The 20688-nt window shown below is 64.1% G+C and carries 24 protein-coding genes; 14 read left to right on the top strand and 10 right to left on the bottom strand.

Annotation, left to right across the window (positions count from 1 at the left end; all coding sequences use genetic code 11):
• The first annotated feature begins 244 nt into the window (after nucleotides 1–244).
• Entirely contained in the window at nucleotides 245–1009 is a 765-nt protein-coding gene (locus BSY16_RS14650) for a type 1 glutamine amidotransferase (RefSeq protein ID WP_502695985.1), read from the top strand.
• On the opposite strand, the gene pdxR is transcribed toward BSY16_RS14650, so the two are convergent.
• The gene (gene pdxR, locus BSY16_RS14645; RefSeq protein WP_150129968.1) at nucleotides 1006–2406 is read right to left on the bottom strand and encodes a MocR-like pyridoxine biosynthesis transcription factor PdxR; all 1401 of its coding nucleotides are present in this window, start codon (nucleotides 2404–2406) and stop codon (nucleotides 1006–1008) included. The two genes, BSY16_RS14650 and pdxR, sit on opposite strands and share 4 nt — an antisense overlap.
• A gap of 69 nt (nucleotides 2407–2475) precedes the next feature.
• Between pdxR and BSY16_RS14640 the strand changes: the two genes are divergently transcribed.
• The 5 genes from BSY16_RS14640 (at nucleotide 2476) to BSY16_RS14620 (ending at nucleotide 6650) form a co-directional block, all read left to right on the top strand.
• Entirely contained in the window at nucleotides 2476–3198 is a 723-nt protein-coding gene (locus BSY16_RS14640) for a pyridoxamine 5'-phosphate oxidase family protein (RefSeq protein ID WP_069060343.1), read from the top strand.
• Between the two features lie 651 nt (nucleotides 3199–3849).
• Nucleotides 3850–4647: a bestrophin-like domain gene (locus BSY16_RS14635; RefSeq protein ID WP_069060342.1), complete on the top strand. Its 798-nt coding sequence runs from the start codon at nucleotides 3850–3852 to the stop codon at nucleotides 4645–4647.
• Between the two features lie 10 nt (nucleotides 4648–4657).
• Nucleotides 4658–5269 carry a class I SAM-dependent methyltransferase gene (locus tag BSY16_RS14630; RefSeq protein WP_069060341.1) on the top strand — a complete coding sequence of 204 codons (612 nt, stop codon included), beginning with the start codon at nucleotides 4658–4660 and terminating at the stop codon, nucleotides 5267–5269.
• 291 nt (nucleotides 5270–5560) lie between these two features.
• Nucleotides 5561–6307 carry a F0F1 ATP synthase subunit A gene (locus BSY16_RS14625; protein WP_069060340.1) on the top strand — a complete coding sequence of 249 codons (747 nt, stop codon included), beginning with the start codon at nucleotides 5561–5563 and terminating at the stop codon, nucleotides 6305–6307.
• Between the two features lie 115 nt (nucleotides 6308–6422).
• A complete protein-coding gene (locus tag BSY16_RS14620; RefSeq protein WP_069060339.1) occupies nucleotides 6423–6650 on the top strand; it encodes a hypothetical protein in 228 nt (75 codons plus the stop codon).
• Between the two features lie 39 nt (nucleotides 6651–6689).
• Here BSY16_RS14620 and BSY16_RS14615 read toward each other — a convergent pair whose 3' ends face one another.
• From BSY16_RS14615 to BSY16_RS14600, 5 genes are all read right to left on the bottom strand, one after another.
• Entirely contained in the window at nucleotides 6690–6917 is a 228-nt protein-coding gene (locus BSY16_RS14615) for a DUF2188 domain-containing protein (RefSeq protein WP_069060338.1), read from the bottom strand.
• Between the two features lie 53 nt (nucleotides 6918–6970).
• Nucleotides 6971–7168, bottom strand: a complete 198-nt coding sequence (locus BSY16_RS14610; RefSeq protein WP_069061555.1) for a hypothetical protein — start codon at nucleotides 7166–7168, stop codon at nucleotides 6971–6973.
• 267 nt (nucleotides 7169–7435) lie between these two features.
• Nucleotides 7436–7771, bottom strand: a complete 336-nt coding sequence (locus BSY16_RS31960; protein ID WP_150129967.1) for a hypothetical protein — start codon at nucleotides 7769–7771, stop codon at nucleotides 7436–7438.
• Nucleotides 7772–7926: 155 nt separating this feature from the next.
• Nucleotides 7927–9759 (bottom strand): translation elongation factor 4, encoded by a 1833-nt coding sequence (gene lepA / locus BSY16_RS14605; protein WP_069060337.1) that lies wholly within the window; start codon nucleotides 9757–9759, stop codon nucleotides 7927–7929.
• A 61-nt stretch (nucleotides 9760–9820) separates the two neighbouring features.
• Nucleotides 9821–11071 (bottom strand): MFS transporter, encoded by a 1251-nt coding sequence (locus BSY16_RS14600; RefSeq protein WP_069060336.1) that lies wholly within the window; start codon nucleotides 11069–11071, stop codon nucleotides 9821–9823.
• A gap of 155 nt (nucleotides 11072–11226) precedes the next feature.
• Between BSY16_RS14600 and BSY16_RS14595 the strand changes: the two genes are divergently transcribed.
• Nucleotides 11227–11793, top strand: a complete 567-nt coding sequence (locus BSY16_RS14595; protein ID WP_502695984.1) for a helix-turn-helix domain-containing protein — start codon at nucleotides 11227–11229, stop codon at nucleotides 11791–11793.
• 14 nt (nucleotides 11794–11807) lie between these two features.
• Nucleotides 11808–12335, top strand: a complete 528-nt coding sequence (locus BSY16_RS14590) for a GNAT family N-acetyltransferase (RefSeq protein ID WP_069060334.1) — start codon at nucleotides 11808–11810, stop codon at nucleotides 12333–12335.
• 203 nt (nucleotides 12336–12538) lie between these two features.
• On the opposite strand, the gene BSY16_RS14585 is transcribed toward BSY16_RS14590, so the two are convergent.
• On the bottom strand, nucleotides 12539–13525 hold the full coding sequence (locus BSY16_RS14585; RefSeq protein WP_069060333.1) for a Gfo/Idh/MocA family protein: 987 nt from the start codon (nucleotides 13523–13525) through the stop codon (nucleotides 12539–12541).
• Nucleotides 13526–13685: 160 nt separating this feature from the next.
• Here BSY16_RS14585 and BSY16_RS14580 point away from each other — a divergent pair, with 160 nt between their 5' ends.
• Nucleotides 13686–14642, top strand: a complete 957-nt coding sequence (locus tag BSY16_RS14580; RefSeq protein WP_069060332.1) for an aldo/keto reductase — start codon at nucleotides 13686–13688, stop codon at nucleotides 14640–14642.
• The gene (locus BSY16_RS14575; protein WP_069060331.1) at nucleotides 14639–15082 is read left to right on the top strand and encodes a GNAT family N-acetyltransferase; all 444 of its coding nucleotides are present in this window, start codon (nucleotides 14639–14641) and stop codon (nucleotides 15080–15082) included. The genes BSY16_RS14580 and BSY16_RS14575 overlap by 4 nt, the downstream gene beginning before the upstream one ends.
• Here BSY16_RS14575 and BSY16_RS14570 read toward each other — a convergent pair.
• Complete coding sequence (locus BSY16_RS14570; RefSeq protein WP_069060330.1) at nucleotides 15079–15969, bottom strand: LysR family transcriptional regulator; 891 nt, start codon at nucleotides 15967–15969, stop codon at nucleotides 15079–15081. The genes BSY16_RS14575 and BSY16_RS14570 overlap by 4 nt on opposite strands.
• Before the next feature lie 136 nt (nucleotides 15970–16105).
• On the opposite strand from BSY16_RS14570, the gene BSY16_RS14565 reads away from it, so the two are divergent.
• Complete coding sequence (locus BSY16_RS14565) at nucleotides 16106–17104, top strand: aldo/keto reductase (RefSeq protein ID WP_069060329.1); 999 nt, start codon at nucleotides 16106–16108, stop codon at nucleotides 17102–17104.
• A gap of 238 nt (nucleotides 17105–17342) precedes the next feature.
• Here the strand turns inward: BSY16_RS14565 and BSY16_RS14560 are convergent, their stop codons facing one another.
• Together BSY16_RS14560 and BSY16_RS14555 are read right to left on the bottom strand one after the other, a co-directional pair.
• Complete coding sequence (locus BSY16_RS14560; RefSeq protein ID WP_069060328.1) at nucleotides 17343–17960, bottom strand: transglutaminase-like cysteine peptidase; 618 nt, start codon at nucleotides 17958–17960, stop codon at nucleotides 17343–17345.
• A 116-nt stretch (nucleotides 17961–18076) separates the two neighbouring features.
• Nucleotides 18077–18889: an alpha/beta hydrolase gene (locus BSY16_RS14555; protein WP_069060327.1), complete on the bottom strand. Its 813-nt coding sequence runs from the start codon at nucleotides 18887–18889 to the stop codon at nucleotides 18077–18079.
• Nucleotides 18890–19112: 223 nt separating this feature from the next.
• On the opposite strand from BSY16_RS14555, the gene infC reads away from it, so the two are divergent.
• The 3 genes from infC (at nucleotide 19113) to rplT (ending at nucleotide 20523) form a co-directional block, all read left to right on the top strand.
• On the top strand, nucleotides 19113–19649 hold the full coding sequence (gene infC / locus BSY16_RS14550; protein ID WP_286157226.1) for a translation initiation factor IF-3: 537 nt from the start codon (nucleotides 19113–19115) through the stop codon (nucleotides 19647–19649).
• Between the two features lie 225 nt (nucleotides 19650–19874).
• Nucleotides 19875–20078, top strand: a complete 204-nt coding sequence (rpmI, locus tag BSY16_RS14545; RefSeq protein WP_069060326.1) for a 50S ribosomal protein L35 — start codon at nucleotides 19875–19877, stop codon at nucleotides 20076–20078.
• 40 nt (nucleotides 20079–20118) lie between these two features.
• On the top strand, nucleotides 20119–20523 hold the full coding sequence (gene rplT, locus BSY16_RS14540; RefSeq protein WP_069060325.1) for a 50S ribosomal protein L20: 405 nt from the start codon (nucleotides 20119–20121) through the stop codon (nucleotides 20521–20523).
• The last annotated feature ends 165 nt before the right edge of the window (nucleotides 20524–20688 follow it).

Here is a 20688-nt window from a genome sequence, read left to right as displayed (position 1 = left end):
CGCCACCGTCGCCGTCGTTGCAGCCGTGTCCTTCGCAGCGCCCTCGCAGGCCGGTTATTACAGCTATGGCTACGAGCACGATTGCTCCTCAAGCCGGTAAAACCCTGCGATCGCTACGGCAATGTCTTCGTCAAGAAGATCCGCATCTGCCGCCGATTTTCCCCTTCGCCGATCCTCCCCGCCTCGCCCGGCTCGAAAGAGCCGGGTTCTTTCTGTTCGAAGTCCTTGAACGAAGCACAAGGGCATGATTGTCTCGCGCGATATCGATGAGCAGGAGTATCGCATGCGGGTGTTGGTGGTGGAAAACGACAAGGTGACGTTGCTGGGCCAGATCGGCGTGGCGCTCAAGGAGGCAGGCGCCGAGATCGACATCTGCCGGCCGCATGCCGGCGACGCCATCCCCGCGGACGAGACCGGCCACGACGCCATCGTCGTCATGGGCGGCCCGCAGAATGCCCGCGACGACGAGCGGCACGGCTATCTGCCGACACTCGCCGCCCTGATGCGCCGCTTCGGCGACGCCGGAAAATCGGTGCTCGGCGTGTGTCTCGGCAGCCAGCTGCTTGCCCGGGCCTATGGGGCGGAGAACCGCATCGGCGCGGCGCCGGAATTCGGCTGGTGCACCGTGGCGCTGACGGCAGACGGGGCCGGCGATCCGGTGCTCTCCGCTGCCAGCGGTTCGTTCCCGATCTTCCAGTGGCACAGCGATACGTTTACGCTGCCGGAAGGGGCGGTGCGGCTTGCCACCAATGGCGCTGCCGAAAACCAGGCGTTTCGCATCGGCCGCGCCGTCTACGGCACGCAGTTCCATTTCGAGGCGAGCCGCGCGGTGGTGGATGGCTGGGCGGAGACCTTCCCGCAGCTGATCGAGACGCTGCAGCCCGGCTGGCTTGCGAAACGGGCGGCCCTTGCCGCCGAAAACGGCCCCAGCGCCGACGCCACGGGCCTCGCGATCGCCCGTGCCTGGGTGGCGACGATCACCGCCGCCGAGGCCCGCCGCGTCGCCTAAAATCCCGACAGCGCCGCTGCAAATCGTGTTGCGGCGGCGTGCAGGACCGCGGGCGCAAAGCCGGAAAAGCCGATGACCAGGCCCTGCTTCGGCGGGTTGGTGACGGCCATGGACGAAAGCGCCCGCACGCCGAGCCCGGCATGACGCGCGATCTCCACCGCATCCGTATCGATGAGTGACGCGGGCAGGCCGGCGACGAGGTGCAGGCCCTGGTCCGGCACGTCGAGCGAGAGATTTTCTGCCGCCGAAAGCCCTGTCACCAGAGCATCGCGCGCCGCCTGTGCCTGGCGCCGGGCGCGGCGAAGATGGGCGGCGAAATGGCCCTCGCGCAGGAGGTCGGTCAGGGCGGCTTCTGCCAGCGTCGGCGGGCTGCGGTCGGTGCGGCTGCGCAGGGTCATGACGGTGTCGAGCAGCGGATCCGGGATGACGGCGTAGCCGAGGCGCAGGCCGGGAAACAGCACCTTGGAGAAAGTGCCGAGATAGATCACGCGGCCGCTGTCATCCATGCCCTGCATGGCGGCGAGCGGCGGGCCGGCATAGCGGAATTCGCTGTCGTAGTCGTCCTCGATGATCCAGCCACCCGTCTCGCGTGCCCAGTCGATGAGGGCAAGGCGGCGGCGCATGCTCATGGTCACGCCGAGCGGGAACTGGTGCGACGGCGTGACATAGACCGCGCGGGCGCCGGGGGCTGCAAGCGCGATGTCGGCGCCCTCCGCATCGACGGCGAGGCCGGAGAGATCGAACCCGTTTCCGGCAAAGGCGGCCCGGGCGCTGGGATAGCAGGGGTCCTCGATCATCACCCGGTCGCCCGGCGAGAGCGCGGCGCGGATGACGAGGTCGATGCCCTGCTGCGTGCCGGTGGTGATGACGATCGAGCGGGCCTCGCAGCGCACGCCGCGTGCCTGCCGCAAATAGGCGGCGACGGCTTGGCGCAACGCTTCGCCGCCGCGTGGATCGCCATAATAGAAGTGCTCCGGGCCGGGGCGGGTGAGATGGCGCGACAGAAGCGTGCGGAAGATTTTTAGCGTGCGGGCATCCGCCATGGCGACGCCGAGCGTGCCGGGCAACGGCATTTTCGGATCGGCGCTTTTTGTTTCTAGGGCGACCACCGGCTTCACCGTCGGCACCCGATCGGCGACGAAGGTGCCGGCACCGGTGCGCGCCACGGCGTAGCCTTCGGCGATCAGCGTCTCGAAGGCGGCGACGACGCTGCCGCGCGCCGTCTTCAGCCGCTGCGCCAGATCGCGCGACGGCGGCAGCTTGCTGCCGGCCGGAATGGCACCCGCCTCGATCAGCCGGCGCAGCTCGCGATACAGTGCGGGTGTGCGCTTTCCGGTCGCCGGCAGGACGGGAATGAGCGACGACCAGTCCGGCAGATTGGCCTGATTTTTTTGCATAGGATTGGTACTTTTTCGATCCAATGGCATGGCGCACCATGGCGGCATCATTCCTGAAAGGCAAGATGCATGACCGCTGAGACCGAGACTGCCACCTATCCCGTCACCCCGCGCAACCGCGTCAAGCGTCTGCACGAACGCGGCAGCTACGACCGCGCCGCCGTGCACGCCATTCTCGATGCGGCCATGCTCTGTCACGTCGCCTATGTCATCGACGGCCAGCCCTATACGACGCCGACGCTGTTCTGGCGCAAGGGCGACACGCTCTACTGGCACGGCTCGTCGGCGAGCCGCATGCTGCGCCACCTCAAGACCGGCACGCCCGCCTGCCTCACCGTCGCCCATCTCGACGGGCTGGTGCTGGCGCGCTCCGGCTTCAACCATTCGGCCAATTACCGCTCCGCCATGTGTTTCGGCACCGCCCGCCTCGTCGAGGACCCGGAGGAGAAGATCGAGGCGATGCGCGACGTCGTCGACCGCTTCTATCCCGAGCGCAGCGCGCTGCTCCGCCCCATCACCACCCAGGAGGCCAAGGCCACGACGATCATCGCCATGCCGATCGACGAGGCGGCTGCCAAGGTGCGCGCCAAGGGCGTCGGCGACGACGAAGAGGATTTTGCGCTGCCCATCTGGGCGGGCGTCATCCCCGTGACGACGGTGCTCGGTCAAGCGCAGACCTGTCCCCGGCTGGTGGCGGGCGTCGACAAGCCCGAGGCGCTGTCGATCTTCCCCGAGGGCGGCCGGCTGGATGAGGCGCTGAAGACCGGGCAGCGGATCTACGAGGACGGCTGACCGGTCCGCCGTGCACGCCCAATGCCGACATCCACGCGGCGGAATCTTCGCCCGTGGGGTTTCAAGGAGCATCGGACGGGGCGCTGGAAGCTGCCTCGTAAAAGTGAGTGTATGTGGCACCTTTCAGCGCCCCGTTCAGCGGTTTTTGCCTGCGACCCCGATCCCTCTGCAAAGGCCGGTGCCGGTGGATGTCTGCCGCCGGTTTCCGGGATGGGCCGTTCCGATTTTTCGTCGCGCAAGACCTCGCCTTGAGGACATTGTGGACGGAAAGGGGTTTGCCCCTTCCGGACTGCTGCCATCCCGGCGGACGATGCCGACGCATCCGCCAGACCCAACCTCCTTGCGTGCCGCACAGGCACATCCGGCGCGCCGTTCGCGGCGTGAAACGACAGGGTCGGTCCGATGCCCTGCCGTTTCCCCCGTGTCGCCGGAGGGAGACCATTTTCCGCAGGCCCTTCCGGTGAAGGTTCACGTCCTTCCCGCACCGCAAGCACCGACCCCGCCTGACTGCCACGCCTGGCAGCGTATCCTCTAGCGGGATGCACAGAGTATGGCGCGTCCGGCGACAGCGGGGAAAATTGAGTCGCGCGCAAGAACAATTGCGGGCGCCTCCGGCTTGATTCTTCAGGGGTCGTGACGAATGGTGCGTCGATGGAAGATCTCGCCGACGTCCTCTCGTCTCTGCTGTCCGGTTCCGCCGTCGTTGTGGCGACGGTCGTGCTGGTGCTGGGGTCCTATTTCCTGGCGCGCCGGCTGATCCATCCGGGGCAGGAGGGCGACAGGACGCTGGAGGTGGCGGGAAACGTCGCCGTGCGCGTGGCCACGCTGCACAGCCTTATCCTCGGGCTCGTCTATGCGCAGGAACTGGACGACTACAAGGGCGTGCGCGCGACGCTGGTCGACGAGGCCATTGCGATCTCCGACGTCTTCAACGATGCGGGCCGCTATGGCGGGGCGATTGCGCTGCCGATCCAGCAGGGGCTGGCGCGCTATGTCGTCATCGTCGTCGACGAGGAGTGGGAGCGGCTCGGCCATCGCGAGGGGCTGTCGCCCCGTGCCTGGGAGGAGTGGAATGCCGTTTACACGCGGGTGCTGGATCTTGCACCGACCACCGAGCGCGAGCGCTATCTGAGCGGCCACATGAAGGAGAAGACCGCGGCGATCGCAAGGTTCCGCCAGTTGCGCGAGGCGGCCTCGGCCGGCCGCTTCTCCGGCCTGTTCTGGGGACCGGCGATCATCGGCCTCATCATCATTTCGGCGGCCTTCTACGTCTACCGGCCGACCAAGACGGATCTCGTCCTGCTGTCGTTCTTCGGCGCCTATTCCGGCGTCATCCTGTTTTTCATCTTCGCCTTCTCCAATCCCTATGCCAATCCCGGAAAGCTGCCGCCGCGGCCGTTCCAGCACCTGCTGAGCGGCGACGTCGGCAAGATGCTTCCGCCTCCCTGACCGCAGCACCATGAACGACATTCTGGACGGCTATGCCGCCGCCGCGACGCCAGAGCTGATCGAGCGCTACGAGGCCTTCGATCCGGCGGCGCTCTACGCGCCCGTGCTCGACCTGCTGCCGCAGACACCCGGCCGCGTCGCCGATATCGGCACCGGCACGGGACGGGATGCGGCGTGGTTTGCCGGCCAAGGGCACCGGGTTCTGGCGGTCGAGCCGGTCCGGGCGCTGCGCGAGGCCGGGATGGCGCGGCATGGCGACAAGGGCCTCACCTGGCTAAACGACACCCTGCCGGAGCTCGCGGCAACGCGACAGCACGGACCGTTCGATCTCGTGACGCTGAACGGCGTGTGGCAGCATATCGACGAGGCGGCACGCGCCATCGCCTTGCCGGTGCTGGCGGGGATGCTCGCACCGGGCGGACGCCTTGTTCTTGCGCTGCGCCACGGTCCCGGGGCTGCCGGCCGGCCCGCCTTCCCGATTTGCGACGACGACACGATTGCGGCCGCCGTCGGCTGCGGCCTCATTTTGCTGCGGTGCCGGGAGGCGGGATCGCACCAGGCGGCGAACCGGGCGCTCGGTGTCCGCTGGAGCTGGATGGTGTTCGAGCGGCCATCGGCGTGATCTGCTGCTGGGCGGGCCGGCCTGCGCCGAATTGAGGGGTGCGGTTGCTTTCGATGGTCCTTGCCATCGGCCGATGCAGCGGCTAAACAGCCTTCGCGCTGGACGACCAGCGCCTTGTTCGTTCCGGGGACGGCCCCTCATCTCGCAATCGAGAGAGAATGCCGCGACCGATGAACCCTTCACTCCCGTTCGTTCTAAAATCTGCCGCGCGGCCCGCGCGTGCCCTGCATCGCCGCGTCGCGATCACGGCGCGCTCCCTTGTCGTGCGCCTTGCCTTTCCGAGGATATCCGATGGCCGGACCCATTGAGCAATTCGAGATCAAGCCGCTAGTCCCGTTCGAAATCGGCGGACTGGACCTCAGCTTCACCAATTCCTCCGCCTATATGGTGGCGACCGTCGTGCTCGCGAGCGCCTTCCTGCTTCTGGCGACGGGCCGGCGCGGCCTGGTGCCCGGCCGCTGGCAATCGGGCGCGGAAATCGTCTACGAATTTGTCGCGACGACGCTCAGGGCCAATGCCGGCGAACAGGGCATGCGCTTCTTCCCGCTGGTGTTCTCGCTCTTCATGTTCATTCTGGTGGCAAACCTGGTCGGCATGTTTCCCTATGCCTTCACGGTGACGAGCCATCTCATCGTCACCTTCGCGCTCGCCATGCTGGTCTTCGCGACCGTGACGCTCTACGGCCTGTTCCGGCATGGCGCCGGTTTCCTGAAACTCTTCGTGCCGGACGGCGTGCCGCTGATCCTGACGCCGATCATCGTGCCGATCGAGGTGATCTCCTATCTCTCCCGCCCCGTCAGCCATTCCGTGCGTCTCTTCGCCGTCATGCTGGCTGGGCATATCACGCTCAAGGTCTTTGCCGGCTTCGTCGTCTCGATGGGCGAACTCGGCACGCTCGGCCTTCTGGGCGCGGTGCTGCCGCTCGCCATGACGGTGGCGCTGACGGCGCTGGAATTGCTGATGGCGATCATCCAGGCCTACGTCTTCACCATGCTGACCTGCATGTATCTGAACGACGCGCTGCATCCGGGCCATTGACGGCCTCCGGTCCTGTGCCGATTCCGCACAGGACCGGGCATCCGGCCGGCTTTGCCGTTCACGCGATGGAAAGTGCCGTCGCGTAGAACGTCAAGGGATCAACGAGGCCACCGCAATGCAGATAGCCGGCATCCTGAACACGGCCCTCCAGGGCATGGCGAGCGAGACGGCGCGGGCCGAGAAAATCGCCCGCAGCATCGCCGGCGGGGCATCACCCACGAGCGATCCGGCCATGGACATGCTGGACCTCATCTCCGCCGAAACCGGCTTCCGCGCCAACGCCGCCGTGTTCGAGACCGGTGCGGACCTCTGGGAGGTTCTGGCGAGTATCAAGCGGGATTGATTGGGCAAAAAAAGGCGGCGCGAGCGCCGCCCTTTCATGTCAGCCTTTCGGCGGGTAGGGATCGCTGCCGTAAGAGTTGCGTTCACGAATGCGACCGTTTTCCCCGTGGATTAGCATTTCGCTGCCCTGATTCTGTGCGATACCACGCGCGATGCCAATTGCTTCGCGCTGGGTTTCGACGACCTTGGTCGCGCGCTCGGAATTAGCGCCTTTGACAGCCCATCCGTTGGCATGGGGCACGACGTGTTGATTGCGTCCTTTGGACATGATCTGAATCCTTTTCAGAATGAGAAAGGCCGGCGCTTGGCGCCGGCCGATTGTTACGCACTACGCTTGGTAAGCGCCGCATCGCGGCTGCCGACGAACTTCCGTTCCTTGAGAACGTCGTTCACGCGCGCCGGGTTGACGTCAAAACTGGCGGCAATCCTGTTCTGAAATTCGCCGTTCCAGTGGCGGAGCCAAACCTCGACGGCGTCATCGAAGGTGAGCGTATAGCTCGGCATGTTGTCGTTGGTCATCATGACTTCCTGACTTCAAAAGGTAACGCCCTCTTGAAACGGAGACCAGGAAATGCGATTCTGAAGATGCAAACGGTTCAGATATCGGCATTCCCAGCTACTCCGTCCAACGGATTCGGGCTTGTCCGCTGACACCATGGGTCACATTTCAGGTCGGGTACCAGCCTTCCTGTTTTGTGGCCCTTATTGTTACCGCCAACCGCGACGGTGCTCGATGGTGCGGTTGGCTAATGCTCTTCTTGTGGGCTGTTGCATGTGTGGACTCCGCTACATGAGCTTCCGTGCCCATGAGGTTTTTACGGATGCACGTCCAAGTTCGGTCAGAACGTAACATCCCCGAGTGAGCGCCTCACCCTTTCTATAAGTCGCCAACCCGCGTTTTTCTAAAGTGCGATGGCTGACGAGGTTTCGTATCACTTGGCTTAACCGATCATCTTTTCTTCCCTTTAACTGCGCCAAATCCGCTGGTTTCGGGCGAATGATCTCGCGAAGCTTTTTTGCAAGAACGGAAATCTCCAAGCCATTCTCGATGTCACCATATCTCGATATGAGAGCAATTGCCGGATCCACCAGATCGGCCTCCAATGTGCGCTCGTTAACCATGTATTTCTCTGTATTTAAGCGTATTTTAGCACATGATACGAATCCGAATCCATTTGTCAATGATTCGTTAACTATATTTTGATCTGCATTTGTACGCCGTGGGATAAAAAAAGGGAGGCAAAGCCCCCCAATTTTACGTCGCATGAATCTGTGGCCTACTCGTCGCCCATCTTGAGCGCTGCGATGAACGCTTCCTGCGGGATTTCGACCTTGCCGAACTGGCGCATGCGCTTCTTGCCGGCCTTCTGCTTGTCGAGAAGCTTGCGCTTGCGGGTCGCGTCGCCGCCGTAGCACTTGGCGGTCACGTCCTTGCGCAGCGCCGAGATGGTCTCGCGGGCGATCACGTTACCGCCGATGGCGGCCTGGATCGGGATCTTGAACATGTGCTTCGGGATCAGCTCCTTGAGCTTCTCGCACATGTCGCGGCCGCGCTTTTCGGCGGCCATGCGGTGCACCATCATGGAGAGCGCATCGACCGGCTCGCCGTTGACGAGGATCGACATCTTTACCAGATGGCCTTCCTGGTGGTTGGTGATCTGGTAGTCGAAGGAGGCGTAGCCCTTGGAAATTGACTTCAGGCGGTCGTAGAAATCGAAGACCACTTCGTTGAGCGGCAGATCGTAGGTCAGCATCGCGCGGGTGCCGACATAGGTGAGTTCCACCTGGATGCCACGACGGTCCTGGCAGAGCTTGAGGATGCCGCCGAGATAGTCGTCCGGCGTCAGGATGGTGGCGCGGATCCACGGCTCGTGGATTTCCTTGATCCTCACGACATCCGGCATGTCGGCCGGGTTGTGCAGCTCGCGCTCCGTACCGTCGTTCATGAACAGCTTGTAGACGACCGAAGGTGCCGTCGCGATCAGGTCTAGGTCGAATTCGCGCTCCAGGCGTTCCTGGACGATTTCGAGATGCAGCAGCCCGAGGAAGCCGCAGCGGAAACCGAAGCCGAGTGCTGCAGACGATTCCATTTCGAAGGAGAAGGACGCGTCGTTGAGGCGCAGCTTGCCCATGGCGGCGCGCAGGTCCTCGAAGTCGGCGGCATCGACCGGGAACAGGCCGCAGAACACCACCGGCTGCGCCGGCTTGAAGCCCGGCAGCATGTGGGCTGTCGGGCGCTTGTCCTCGGTGATCGTATCGCCGACGCGGGTATCGGCCACTTCCTTGATGGAGGCGGTGATGAAACCGATCTCGCCGGGGCCTAGCGCCTCGACGGTGACCATCTTCGGCGTGATGACGCCGACGCGTTCCACCTGGTATTTCGCGTCCGTGCCCATCATGCGGATGGTCTGGCCCTTTTTCAGCACGCCATCGAGAATGCGCACGAGCACGATGACGCCGAGATAGGTGTCGTACCACGAATCGACGAGCAGCGCCTTCAGCGGCGCGGTCTCGCCGCCCTCGCTCTTCGGCGCGGGCAGCTGGTGGACGATGGCTTCCAGCACGTCGGGAATGCCAAGGCCGGTCTTGGCCGAAATCAGCACGGCCTGCGAGGCGTCGATGCCGATGACTTCCTCGATCTGCTCGCGGATGCGGTCGGGCTCGGCCGCCGGCAGGTCGATCTTGTTGAGGACGGTGACGATCTCGTGGTTGTTGTCGATCGCCTGGTAGACGTTGGCGAGCGTCTGGGCCTCGACGCCCTGCGACGCATCCACCACGAGCAGCGAGCCCTCGCAGGCCGACAGCGAGCGCGACACTTCGTAGGCGAAGTCGACGTGGCCGGGCGTGTCGATGAGGTTGAGGACGTAGGTCTCGCCATTGTTGGCGACATAGTGCAGGCGCACGGTCTGCGCCTTGATGGTGATGCCGCGCTCCTTCTCGATATCCATGTTATCGAGGACCTGTTCCGACATTTCGCGCGCGGCAAGGCCGCCGGTCGACTGGATCAGCCGGTCGGCGAGCGTCGACTTGCCGTGGTCGATATGGGCCACGATCGAGAAATTGCGGATATGGTCGAGGGGCGTCGAATTATTGGTGCTCATGCGCGCCATATAGCAGCGGGCGAGATTCCCGCAAAGCGGTAAATGAAGGGTTTCCTGCGCTCCGGCACCGCTATTCCGGGACGTTCTGGCCTTCGACGAGCGCGCCGGCATTTGGCACCTGGGCGCTGCGGATCTCAAAACTCTCCCGCGCCTCCATCGGCACGGTCTCGCGACGGCGCAGGCGATGGGTGACGAAGGCGGCGTAGAGCAGTGCGACCGCCATGGCGGCATAGATGAAGGTCTTGGGGCCGTAGATGGGCGTGAGCGCCGTGACCGCCAGCGGAACGAGCGTCGCGGAAGCCGACCAGGCGACGAGCAGCGTCGAGGCGAGCGGCACGAAATCCTCCGGATCCGTGCGGTCGTTGGCATGCGCATTGGCGATCGAATAGACGCTTTCGACCGCCCCCGCCCAGAGCGCGAAGACCAGAATGAGGATGGCGAAGGCCTGGAAGGAGACGAAGAGGGCGGCGACCGCTGTGCCGGATATCAGCAGGCAAGTGAAGATCAGCACGATGCGCCGGTCGATGCGGTCCGACAGCGTGCCGAGCGGATATTGCACGAAGAGCAGGCCGAACTGCATGACGAACATCAGCAGCGCCACGTCGGTCTGGCCGACATTGTTGGTGGCGGCGTAGATCGGCGTGAAACCCTGCACGACCATCGACAGGCCGCCGGCGGCGAGCACGCCGATGAGGGCGACGGGGGAATTGCGCCAGGCCATGGCGAAATCGACGCTGACGCGGGCGGGCGCGGGCGGCGTGGGCAACCGGGTCAGGCCGATCGGCAGAAGGGCGATGGTGGTGACGAAGATGGTGACGAGGGGCGCGAGGTTGCCGTCGGCCGGCATCTGCCCGAACAGCCAGGCGCCGACGCCCAGCCCCAGCACATAGGCCATGTAGAAGAACGACATGGCCTTGCCGCGCCAGCGGTTGTCGGCCGCGTGGTTCAGCCAGCTCTGGGCGATGATGAAATTGGAATTGCCCGCTGCGCCATAAATGCCGCGCGCCAAAATCCAGACAAGCGGGTTGACGCCGAGCGCCACGAGAAAGGCGGCGATGAGGACCAGCGCCATGGAGCAGGAGAAGGCGCGGGCATGGCCGACGCGGCGGATGACCGGGCCGGCGAGAATGCAGCCAAGCAGGCCGCCGAAGGCGATGGCGGTGACGGCAGCACCCGGCGTCCACGAGGGTGCATCAGCGCGCGACAGGACATAGGGCACATAGGCGAGCATGATGCCGTTGCCGATCGCCACGAAGGTCATCGAGACGACGATGGCGGTGATGGAAAAGAGCGAGGATGCCCGCTGCGTTTCACCTGTCATCCGTCCGCCCTCCCTGATTCTAGCGGCGTCACCATATCCGGGTGATCGATGTCGCATTGTCGCTGGAGCGGCATGGCGGAGAATTATTTTCAGATGGGTTGATGTCTGTTGACTCCATTATACGAGACAATTATTCCAGAATAATGGAAAACGAAATGGATCCCCTGGAAAGCGCGATTGGCGAGCGCGTGCGGCTGCTGCGCACTGCGAGGAACCAGACGCTCGACGACCTCGCAAGCGCGTCCGGCGTCAGCCGGGCGATGATCTCGCGCATCGAGCGCGGCGAGGCGAGCCCGACGGCGCAGCTTTTGTCGCGGCTCTGCGCGGCCCTCGACCTGACACTCTCGGCCTTCTTCGCCTTTTCGCAGGAGGACGGCGATCCGCTGTCGCGACGGGAAAAGCAGACGGTCTGGCGCGATCCGGAAACCGGCTACCAGCGCCGTGCCATCTCGGCGCCGAACACGGTTTCGCGTGTCGAGGTGATCGAGGTGGAGTTCCCGGTGGGCGCCCGCATGGCCTATCCGCCGGAAACGGCGAAGGCGGGCATGACGCAGCATGTCTGGCTGTTTTCCGGCGAGCTTCGCATGACGATCAAGGACGTCGTGTACGACCTTCGCCCCGGCGATTGTCTCTACATGAGCATCACCGAGGGCCATATTTTCGAAAACCCCGGCAGTGAACCGGCCCACTATGCCGTGGTGCTGGACCGCGGCCGCACCTGACCCTTGAGGAAGCGATGAGCGATATCAGACTGCTCGACCCTGCCGAAACCCGCGCCCGGCTGGGTGAACTTGCCGACGTGCTGGCCGATTGCGTGACCGGCGGCGCCTCCGTCGGCTTCATGGCGCCCTATGGGCCTGATGATGCGCTGCCCTTCTGGGAAGGGGTCGCAACGGCGGTCGGCGAGGATGCGACGCTGCTCTTTGCCGCCGAACGGGGAGGGCGCATCGTCGGCACGGTGCAGGTCGGCATTCGCCAGATGCCGAACCAGCCGCACCGGGCGGACGTCAAGAAGCTGCTGGTCATGGAAAGCGAGCGCGGCCGCGGCCTCGCCCGCGCGCTGATGGCGGCGGCGGAAGCAGAAGCCGCCCGGCGCGGCAAGACCGTGCTGGTGCTGGACACCGCCACTGGCAGCCCCGCCGAGACCGTCTACGAACGGCTCGGCTGGCAGCGCGCCGGCGTCATTCCGGATTATGCGCTCTATCCGGATGGGCGCTATTGCGCGACAACGTTCTTCTACAAGCGCATCGGCGACGGGGCGTAGGCCGCCCGGTCATCAGGACGCATGCCCTGCCGCGTGGATCCTCGGGTCGAGCCCGAGGATGATGGGGGAGGAGGGGCTCTAATTCCTAGCTGACGACGCGGCAGGCGGTGCTGGCAATTTGGCTGACGAACATTCCTTCTGTCGTCATCCTCGGCCTTGAGCCGAGGATCCACCCTGCACGCTCCCTCTCTGGAGAGGGGCGGTTACACCGCTTCCCAGCCATCCTTCTCGCTGGCCCGGTAGATGGCGTCGATGAGCTTCTGGTTGTTGACCGAGCTTTCGAGCGTCACGATCTCCTCGTTTTCCCCGAGCGCTGCCCGCGTAAAAGCTTCGGCTTCGCGCTTGTACTGGCGGGCATCCTGGAAGCGGAAGAGCTGGCTTTCGGTGTGGCTCTGGTTGGTGAGTTCGAGTTCCTCCGCGCCGTAACGATCGGCGTTGAACGGCGATTTCACCTCGATGAAACCCTTGTCGCCGTGAAAGACCATGACCTGCCGCTGGGCGAGCTGGGTGGAGACGTAGAAGGACAGTTCGAAATCGCCGAAATCGGCACGCACGCTGGAATAGATGTCGGTGCCGAATTCCGGGTCGCGGTCGGTGGTGGCCTGGACGCGGAGCGCTTCCTTGCCGGTGGTGAAGCGCGTGGTGATCGTCGGGTAGACGCCGATATCCGGCAGGCCGCCGCCGCCGAGCGCCGGCACGTTGCGCATGTTGCCGGGATCGCGGTTGTAATAGGTGAAAGCGCCCTGCACATGACGCAACTTGCCGATCGCGCCTTCCGCCAGAAGCGAGCGGACCTTGCGCCAGACGGGGCTGTAGGTGACCATATAGGCTTCGGAAATCAGCACCTTGTTGCGGTCGCGTGCTTCGATCAGCGCCGCGATCTCGCCGGCGTTCAGCGCAATCGGCTTCTCGCACAGCACATGTTTGCCGGCATCCGCCGCCTTGATCGACCACTCGACGTGCTGCGCGGTCGGCAGCGGAATGTAGACGGCGTCGATCGTGTCGGAGGCGAGCATTTCCTCGTAGGAGCCGAAGGCGTGCGGCACGGAAAACCGGTCGGCCATGGCGCGGGCCTTCGCAAGGTCGCGGCTGGCAATGGCGGTGATGACGCAGTTTTCCGCATCCTGGATGGCGGGCACGACAAGTTCGCGGCCGATCTTGGCGGTCGACAGGATTCCGAAACGCAGCATGATGATCTCTCCCTGATTGCGGCGAGAGACTAGTCGCGAGGTACGTTCCTCGCAAGCCGCGAGGCGTTCAAAAAATCGCAGCGGTGCAGCGTGCAATAGGCGCCGCACCGTCCTATGTTCCCTTCGACACTTTTCAGCACGAACCCTTTGGAGGACCTCCATGCAGCATCGCACCCTCGGCAAGACCGGCCTTTCGATCGCGCCCCTCGTCTTCGGCGGCAATGTCTTCGGCTGGACGGCCGACGAAAAGACCTCCTTCGACCTGCTGGATGCCTTCACCGGCGCCGGCTTCAATGCCATCGACACGGCGGATGTCTATTCGCGCTGGGTGCCGGGCAATGAAGGCGGTGAATCGGAGACGATCATCGGCAAGTGGCTGAAGCGCTCCGGTCCTTCCCGCGACAAGGTCGTCGTCATCACCAAGGTCGGCTCCGACATGGGGCAGGGCCGGCGGGACCTGCGCAGGTCGTGGATCATCGAGGCCGTGGAGAAATCTCTGAAGCGGCTGCAGACCGATCATATCGACCTTTACCTTTCGCACTGGCCGGACCCGGAAACGCCCTATGCGGAAACGCTGGAGGCCCATGCCAGCCTCGTGAAAGCGGGCAAGGTGCGGGCCTTCGGCGCCTCGAACCTCGATGCCGGCCAGTTGCAGGCCTCGTTCGAGGCGGCCGACACCGCAGGCCTGCCGCGCTACGGCGCGCTTCAGCCGGAATACAATCTCTACGACCGCGCCGGCTTCGAGGGCGCACTGGCAGATCTCTGCCAGAGAGAGGAGATTGGCGTTATCACCTATTACAGCCTGGCCTCCGGCTTCCTGACCGGAAAATATCGCACGAAGGCCGATACCGAGGGCAGGGCGCGCGGCGAGGACGTGGCGCACTATTTGGACGACAAGGGCCTGCGCATTCTGGCAGTTCTCGATGAGGTCGCGGCACAAACCGGCGCGAAGCCGGCGGAAATCGCGCTGGCCTGGCTGATGGCAAAGCCGGCGGTGACAGCGCCGATTGCCAGCGCCACCAGCCTTGCCCAGCTAGCCAGCCTGACGAAGGCGGCCTCGCTTTCCCTCTCCGCCGAACAGGTTTCGGCACTCGACACGGCAGGAGCCGCATCATGACGCTGACCATCCGCGATCCGATTGAAAGCGACGAAGCGGCCTGGAGAAAACTCTGGGCCGGCTACCTCACCTTCTACAAGACAGAGGTGCCGGAGGAGGTGACCGCCTTTACCTGGGCACGCATTCTCGACGCGGGTTCCCGGGTCTCGATGCGCGTCGCCTTGGAGGACGGCGAGATGCTCGGTTTCGCCATCCATCACTATCACGATTCCACCTGGGACATCGCGCCGGAAGGTTATCTCGAGGACCTCTATGTCGACGAGACGACGCGCGGCAAGGGGGTCGGGCGGGCGCTGGTGGACGACCTCGTCACGATCTCCAAGCGCAACGGTTGGCGCGGCATCTACTGGCACACCAACGAGGACAATCTTCGCGCCCGCAAACTCTATGACAGCTACGTTAAATCGGACGGGCATATCCGCTATCGGCTGCGGACCTAACTCCTGTAGCGGAAGAAATCCACGAAGGCCCGGAGTGCCGGGCGCATCTGTCGGCGGGACGGGTAGTAGATCGAAAAGCCGTCGAAGGCCGGGCACCAGTCCTCCAGCACGGGGATGAGCCGGCCGGCGCGGATATCCTCGTCGACGCGCTGGTCGAAGACATAGGCGAGGCCCGCGCCATCCATCGCCGCGCCGCGCATCAGCCGCTGGTCGGAGACGATCAGCGGACCCGTGACGTCGACCGTCACCAGCCGTCCATCCTTTTCCAGCTCCCAGCGATAGAGCCGGCCGCTCGAAAAGCGCCGGCGGATGCAGCGGTGCTGCATGAGATCGCGCGGCTGTACGGGTTTCGGATGCGTTTCGAAATAGGCGGGTGCGCCGACGATCAGGCCGCGCCACGGGCCGCTCGCCCTGACGGCGATCATATCCGCCTCCAGATGCTCGCCGAGGCGCAGGCCGGCATCGAAACCCTTTTCGACGATGTCCTCGAAGCGGTCGTCGGTGCGCAAATCCAGTTCGATATCCGGATAGGCCGCGAGGAAGGCAGCGAGCCGCGGCATGACGATGTCTTCGGCGGCGATCAGCGGCATTGTGATGCGCAAGGGGCCGGCCGGGCGGCTTTGCCGGTCGGCAAGTCCCTCCATGACGGCGCCGATATCGGCCAGTGCCGGCGCCAGCGTCTCCAGCAGCAGGCGACCTTCCTCCGTCGGCGCCACGCTGCGGGTGGTGCGGGCGATGAGGCGCACGCCGAGGCTCGCCTCCAGCGCCGACACTGCGTGGCTGACGGCGGAGGGCGCGATGGCGAGTTCGGCCGCGGCCTTGCGGAAGGAGCGCGCTTCCGCGACGATGGCGAGCACGGCGAGTTGGGAAAGCTGGGTTCGGTTCATTGTTCCAACAGATAGAACAAGCCGTTGGCCTTTGCAGCAATTTTCAGATGAAGCGCCGCACCCTAGATTGGTGTTGTCCGGATGACGGCGGCCGGCCCAACGGCCTGCTTGCCGGTGCCACGAAAAGGATTTTGTCATGCATCACAGAAAACTCGGCCCCCTCGATGTTTCCGCCCTCGGCCTCGGCTGCATGGGCATGAGCCATGCCTATGGCCCTGCCCAGGATGAGACGGCGGCGATCGACACGCTGCATCGCGCCGTCGATCTCGGCGTCACGCTGTTTGATACTGCTGAGGTCTACGGCCCCTACAAGAACGAAATCCTTGTCGGCAAGGCGCTGAAGCCGGTGCGCGACAAGGTGGTGATCGCCACCAAGTTCGGCTTCAGCATCGATCCGAGCAAGCCGGCGGCGCAGATGATGACGGGCACCGACAGCCGGCCGGAAAACGTCAAGGCCGTCGCCGAGGCCTCGCTGAAGCGGCTCGGCATCGAGGTCATCGACCTGTTCTACCAGCACCGCGTCGATCCAGCCGTGCCGATCGAGGAGACGGTGGGCGCCATGGCGGAGTTGGTGCGCGAAGGCAAGGTGAGGGCGCTCGGGCTTTCCGAAGCCGGCGCCGAGACGATCCGCCGGGCGCATGCCGTGCATCCGATCGCAGCCCTTCAGAGCGAATACTCGTTGTGGACCCGCGATCCGGAGGAAAACGGCGTGCTGGAAACCTGCCGCGATCTCGGCATCGGCTTCGTGCCCTTCAGCCCGCTCGGCCGCGGTGTTCTGACCGGCGCGCTGAAGAAGCTCGACGGCCTGTCCGCCGATGATTTCCGCCGCTCTCTGCCGCGCTTCGAGGCGGAGAATTTCGATGCAAACCTGGCGCTGGTGGCAGCCCTTGAAGAGATGGCGACGGAGAAGGGCGTGGCGCCCGCACAGCTGGCGCTTGCCTGGGTGCTGGCGCAGGGCGACTTCATCGTGCCGATCCCCGGCGCCAGCAAGGTGCCGCACCTCGAGCAGAACGTCGCCGCCGCCGACGTGGTGCTGACGGCTGAAGAGGCGGCCCGCCTCGGCGACATGCTGTCGCCGGCAAAGGTGTCCGGCGGGCGCTATTCGCAGCGCATGGCCTCGATGGCCAATCGATAAAGGCGCTGGCAGCGCGGTCCCGACCTGCTCCACGCTGCTGTCCCTCCGTCGTCATGGTCGGGCCTGACCCGACCATCCACGCCTCACCCGCTGCATGGATCCTCGGGTCGAGCCCGAGGATGACGGAGGAGGGGCGGTATGGAGCAGGACGGTAGTGTGGAGGTGAGGCATCGCGCACTGGAAAACAAAAAGGCCGCGGATCGCTCCGCGGCCTTTTCAAATCCGGCCTGCGGCCTGCTTACTGGCCGACCGACGATACCATGACGGCGTCGCCGTTTTCGATCGAGACCCAGCGGCCGGCGTGGAACGAGGCCTGGCGCTTCAGGTAGCGGTAGGGCGTCGTCGTCCAGGGTTTTACTTCGTTGTTGAGGTTGTCGAGGATGAAATCGCCCTCGGTGGTGCGCACCGTCAGCACGGCATGACCTTCGCCGTCCGGCTTGCGCACGACGGTAATCAGCAGGTCGCCGGGGGCAAAACCCTTCTGCATCAGCTTCTTGCGCTTCAGGAGGACGAAATCCTCGCAGTCGCCGGCGCCGTCCGGATAGGACCAGTATTCGTCCTTGCCGTGCAGTTCCTTGTCGGTCATCGGCGTGATGTCGCGATTGACGCTGGCATTGATCTGGCGAATGGCCGACCAGCCGACCTTCGTTACCTTTGCCGGTGCCTGGTTGCGCACGCCGGCGCGGCATTCGGACTTGTAGGTCTGACAGAACTCGTAGTGGCCGATCGGCTGGGAGGTCACGCCGCCGGTCTTCATGGAAAGCGCCGATGCCGGAGCCGTGAAAGCCGAGGAAGAAGAAACGAGGAGCGCAAAAAACGCCGCAGCCCCAGCCTTCGCACCAATCATTCGTGCCATGAAACGTCCCCTAATCGTTAACAAAGAGTTAACGGTCAGGAGGGCATCTCGTCAATCATCAGAATTGGCGATCCGACAATATGGTTAAAATGCGACCGCCGGGATGTGCAAAGGCCTCATTCCGCGCGGGCGAGCGCCTCCGCCGCCTCGAGGATCTTGGCGATATCCTGCGGGCGCGACAGGCGGTGATCGCCGTCGCGGATCATCGTCAGCACCACATCGTCGCCGGAAAGGTGCTCCATCAGGCGCACGGCATGGGTATAGGGCACGTCCGGATCCGCCATGCCCTGCAAAATGTGCACCGGGCAGCCGGTCTCGATGACGCCGGTCAGAACACGGTTGTCGCGGCCGTCCTCGATGAGCTTCAGCGTGTAGATGTTCGGATCCGGGCCGTAAGGCGTCGGCTCCTCGAACTGGCCGCGCTCGGCGAGCGCCGTGCGCTCGGCATCCGTCAGGTTCGGCTCGATCAGTTCGGAAGTAAAATCGGGCGCGGGGGCGATGAGCACCAGACCGGCGACCGCGACATCCCGGCGCTTGGCCAGTTCGGCGACGGCGCGCAGCGCGATCCAGCCGCCCATGGAGGAGCCGACGAGGACGACGCGGCGCGTGCCGAGGGCCTTTGCGGCACGGTCGATCACGGCGAGCGATTCTTCCAGCCAGCGCGAGATCGTGCCGTCGACGAAGGCACCGCCCGAGGCGCCGTGGCCGGAATAGTCGAAGCGCACGCAGGCTGTGCCGAGGCGGGCGGCGAGCGCTGCAAGCTCGATAGCCTTGGTGCCGGTCATGTCCGAGCGGTAGCCGCCGAGCCAGACGACATGGGCGAGCGCATTGCCGGCGGCGGCCGGCTGGAGCGCGATCGCGATCTGCCGGGCATCGTCACCCTTGCCGACCGTGAGGAAGTCTGCCCCGTTGTCCTTCGTCGCCGTCATACCTATCTCCTGTCTGCATCCCGGCCCCGAAAAGCCGGTCTTTTGCCGAAACCTAGACCAGATTCGCGCGTGCAAGGACAGGTGGTGATTTTTTCCACGGGCCATGCTATTGACTTCGCAAGCGTGATCAACACATTGCCGAAAAACGCCGAAAGGCGGGCAAACGGCCCGGTTGACGCACCCTAATTCATACCTGTCGAAACAGTTCGAGGAGAACACGACCATTCGCAGACCTTTTAAAGCGGAAGCTCCCGTCAAGGACGGCCCGCGCTCCAACAAGGAAATCCGGATTCCCCGGGTTCAGCTTATTGACGCCGACGGCAACAACCACGGCACCGTCCCCACCGATCAGGCGCTCCGCATGGCGGAAGAAGCAGGCCTCGATCTCGTGGAGATTTCGCCGAACTCCGAACCGCCCGTCTGCAAGATTCTTGACCTCGGCAAGCTGAAATACGCCAACCAGAAGAAGGCGGCCGAAGCGCGCAAGAAGCAGAAGATCGTCGAAATCAAAGAAATCAAGATGCGCCCGAACATCGACACCCATGACTATGAGGTGAAGATGAAGGCGATGAACCGCTTCTTTGAAGAGGGCGACAAGGTCAAGGTGACGCTGAAGTTCCGTGGTCGCGAAATGGCCCACCAGGAACTCGGCATGAAGCTCCTGATGCAGGTCAAGGAAGACACGCTGACCATCGCCAAGGTCGAAGCCGAGCCGAAGCTCGAAGGCCGCCAGATGATGATGGTGCTCGCTCCGAAGTGAGCCCCTCTCTCGCGCGTCTACGGACCGCACGGATCGAAGCCGCCTTACGGGGCGGCTTTTCCTTTTTGCACCGGGAACACCAAAACAAGGATTCCGGTTGCGCTTTCGAAGGACTTCGGTTACAAGCCGCCGTCCGAACGGTCCGGCAGGGCATGCCGTGGCCGTTCTTTTCGCTGGAGCCGTGCATCGTCACGCGGTTCAATTCAAGAAGAATGGAGTAGCAAAATGCCCAAGATGAAGACGAAATCGTCCGCCAAGAAGCGGTTCAAGATCACCGCGACCGGCAAGGTCGTCGCGGCTGCCGCCGGCAAGCGCCACGGCATGATCAAGCGTAGCAACAAGTTCATTCGCGACGCGCGCGGCACCATGGTGCTGGCCGAAGCCGATGGCAAGAAAGTCATCAAGAACTACCTGCCCAACGGTCTCTGAGACTATCTGGCACTTTTGATACGTTTAAGGAGATCATGATATGGCACGTGTAAAACGCGGCGTAACGTCCCACGCCAAGCACAAGAAGACACTGAAGGCAGCCAAGGGTTTCTACGGCCGCCGCAAGAACACGATCCGCGCCGCCAAGGCCGCGGTTGACCGTTCGAAGCAGTTCGCCTACCGCGACCGCAAGGTCAACAAGCGCAATTTCCGCGCGCTCTGGATCCAGCGTATCAACGCTGCCGTCCGCGAGCATGGCCTGACCTATGGCCGCTTCATTGACGGCCTCAACAAGGCCGGCATCGAAGTGGACCGCAAGGTGCTGTCCGACATGGCGATCCATGAGACCGAAGCTTTCGGCGCGCTCGTCGCTGCCTCCAAGAAGGCTCTCGAATACCTCAAGGACGCTGGTACGAAGAACGAGTTTGAAGCCGCCGTAAACTAACCGGCGCTTCCACAACCAAACGTCTTTTCGTTGTGAAACCCGCGCCGGGAAACCGGTGCGGGTTTTTGCGTGATGGCCACCGCCGAAACGGGCCTGCACCGTTTCCATGCCTCGTCTTCCGGCGGCGGTCGTTGCCAAGTTTTTATGGCGCACCCGATTGATCGG

This window comes from Sinorhizobium sp. RAC02 (assembly GCF_001713395.1).
Taxonomy (GTDB): domain Bacteria; phylum Pseudomonadota; class Alphaproteobacteria; order Rhizobiales; family Rhizobiaceae; genus Shinella.
The sequence above is the reverse complement of the archived record's forward strand: the minus strand, read 5'-3'. Positions and strand labels throughout refer to the sequence as shown.

Excerpts from the sequence above, each read along its gene's own strand:
- BSY16_RS14650 (WP_502695985.1), top strand. The coding sequence starts at position 245 with ATGATTGTCTCGCGCGATATCGATGAGCAGGAGTATCGCATGCGGGTG.
- pdxR (WP_150129968.1), bottom strand. The coding sequence starts at position 2,406 with ATGCAAAAAAATCAGGCCAATCTGCCGGACTGGTCGTCGCTCATTCCC.
- BSY16_RS14640 (WP_069060343.1), top strand. The coding sequence starts at position 2,476 with ATGACCGCTGAGACCGAGACTGCCACCTATCCCGTCACCCCGCGCAAC.
- BSY16_RS14635 (WP_069060342.1), top strand. The coding sequence starts at position 3,850 with ATGGAAGATCTCGCCGACGTCCTCTCGTCTCTGCTGTCCGGTTCCGCC.
- BSY16_RS14630 (WP_069060341.1), top strand. The coding sequence starts at position 4,658 with ATGAACGACATTCTGGACGGCTATGCCGCCGCCGCGACGCCAGAGCTG.
- BSY16_RS14625 (WP_069060340.1), top strand. The coding sequence starts at position 5,561 with ATGGCCGGACCCATTGAGCAATTCGAGATCAAGCCGCTAGTCCCGTTC.
- BSY16_RS14620 (WP_069060339.1), top strand. The coding sequence starts at position 6,423 with ATGCAGATAGCCGGCATCCTGAACACGGCCCTCCAGGGCATGGCGAGC.
- BSY16_RS14615 (WP_069060338.1), bottom strand. The coding sequence starts at position 6,917 with ATGTCCAAAGGACGCAATCAACACGTCGTGCCCCATGCCAACGGATGG.
- BSY16_RS14610 (WP_069061555.1), bottom strand. The coding sequence starts at position 7,168 with ATGACCAACGACAACATGCCGAGCTATACGCTCACCTTCGATGACGCC.
- BSY16_RS31960 (WP_150129967.1), bottom strand. The coding sequence starts at position 7,771 with ATGGTTAACGAGCGCACATTGGAGGCCGATCTGGTGGATCCGGCAATT.
- lepA (WP_069060337.1), bottom strand. The coding sequence starts at position 9,759 with ATGGCGCGCATGAGCACCAATAATTCGACGCCCCTCGACCATATCCGC.
- BSY16_RS14600 (WP_069060336.1), bottom strand. The coding sequence starts at position 11,071 with ATGACAGGTGAAACGCAGCGGGCATCCTCGCTCTTTTCCATCACCGCC.
- BSY16_RS14595 (WP_502695984.1), top strand. The coding sequence starts at position 11,227 with ATGGATCCCCTGGAAAGCGCGATTGGCGAGCGCGTGCGGCTGCTGCGC.
- BSY16_RS14590 (WP_069060334.1), top strand. The coding sequence starts at position 11,808 with ATGAGCGATATCAGACTGCTCGACCCTGCCGAAACCCGCGCCCGGCTG.
- BSY16_RS14585 (WP_069060333.1), bottom strand. The coding sequence starts at position 13,525 with ATGCTGCGTTTCGGAATCCTGTCGACCGCCAAGATCGGCCGCGAACTT.
- BSY16_RS14580 (WP_069060332.1), top strand. The coding sequence starts at position 13,686 with ATGCAGCATCGCACCCTCGGCAAGACCGGCCTTTCGATCGCGCCCCTC.
- BSY16_RS14575 (WP_069060331.1), top strand. The coding sequence starts at position 14,639 with ATGACGCTGACCATCCGCGATCCGATTGAAAGCGACGAAGCGGCCTGG.
- BSY16_RS14570 (WP_069060330.1), bottom strand. The coding sequence starts at position 15,969 with ATGAACCGAACCCAGCTTTCCCAACTCGCCGTGCTCGCCATCGTCGCG.
- BSY16_RS14565 (WP_069060329.1), top strand. The coding sequence starts at position 16,106 with ATGCATCACAGAAAACTCGGCCCCCTCGATGTTTCCGCCCTCGGCCTC.
- BSY16_RS14560 (WP_069060328.1), bottom strand. The coding sequence starts at position 17,960 with ATGGCACGAATGATTGGTGCGAAGGCTGGGGCTGCGGCGTTTTTTGCG.
- BSY16_RS14555 (WP_069060327.1), bottom strand. The coding sequence starts at position 18,889 with ATGACGGCGACGAAGGACAACGGGGCAGACTTCCTCACGGTCGGCAAG.
- rpmI (WP_069060326.1), top strand. The coding sequence starts at position 19,875 with ATGCCCAAGATGAAGACGAAATCGTCCGCCAAGAAGCGGTTCAAGATC.
- rplT (WP_069060325.1), top strand. The coding sequence starts at position 20,119 with ATGGCACGTGTAAAACGCGGCGTAACGTCCCACGCCAAGCACAAGAAG.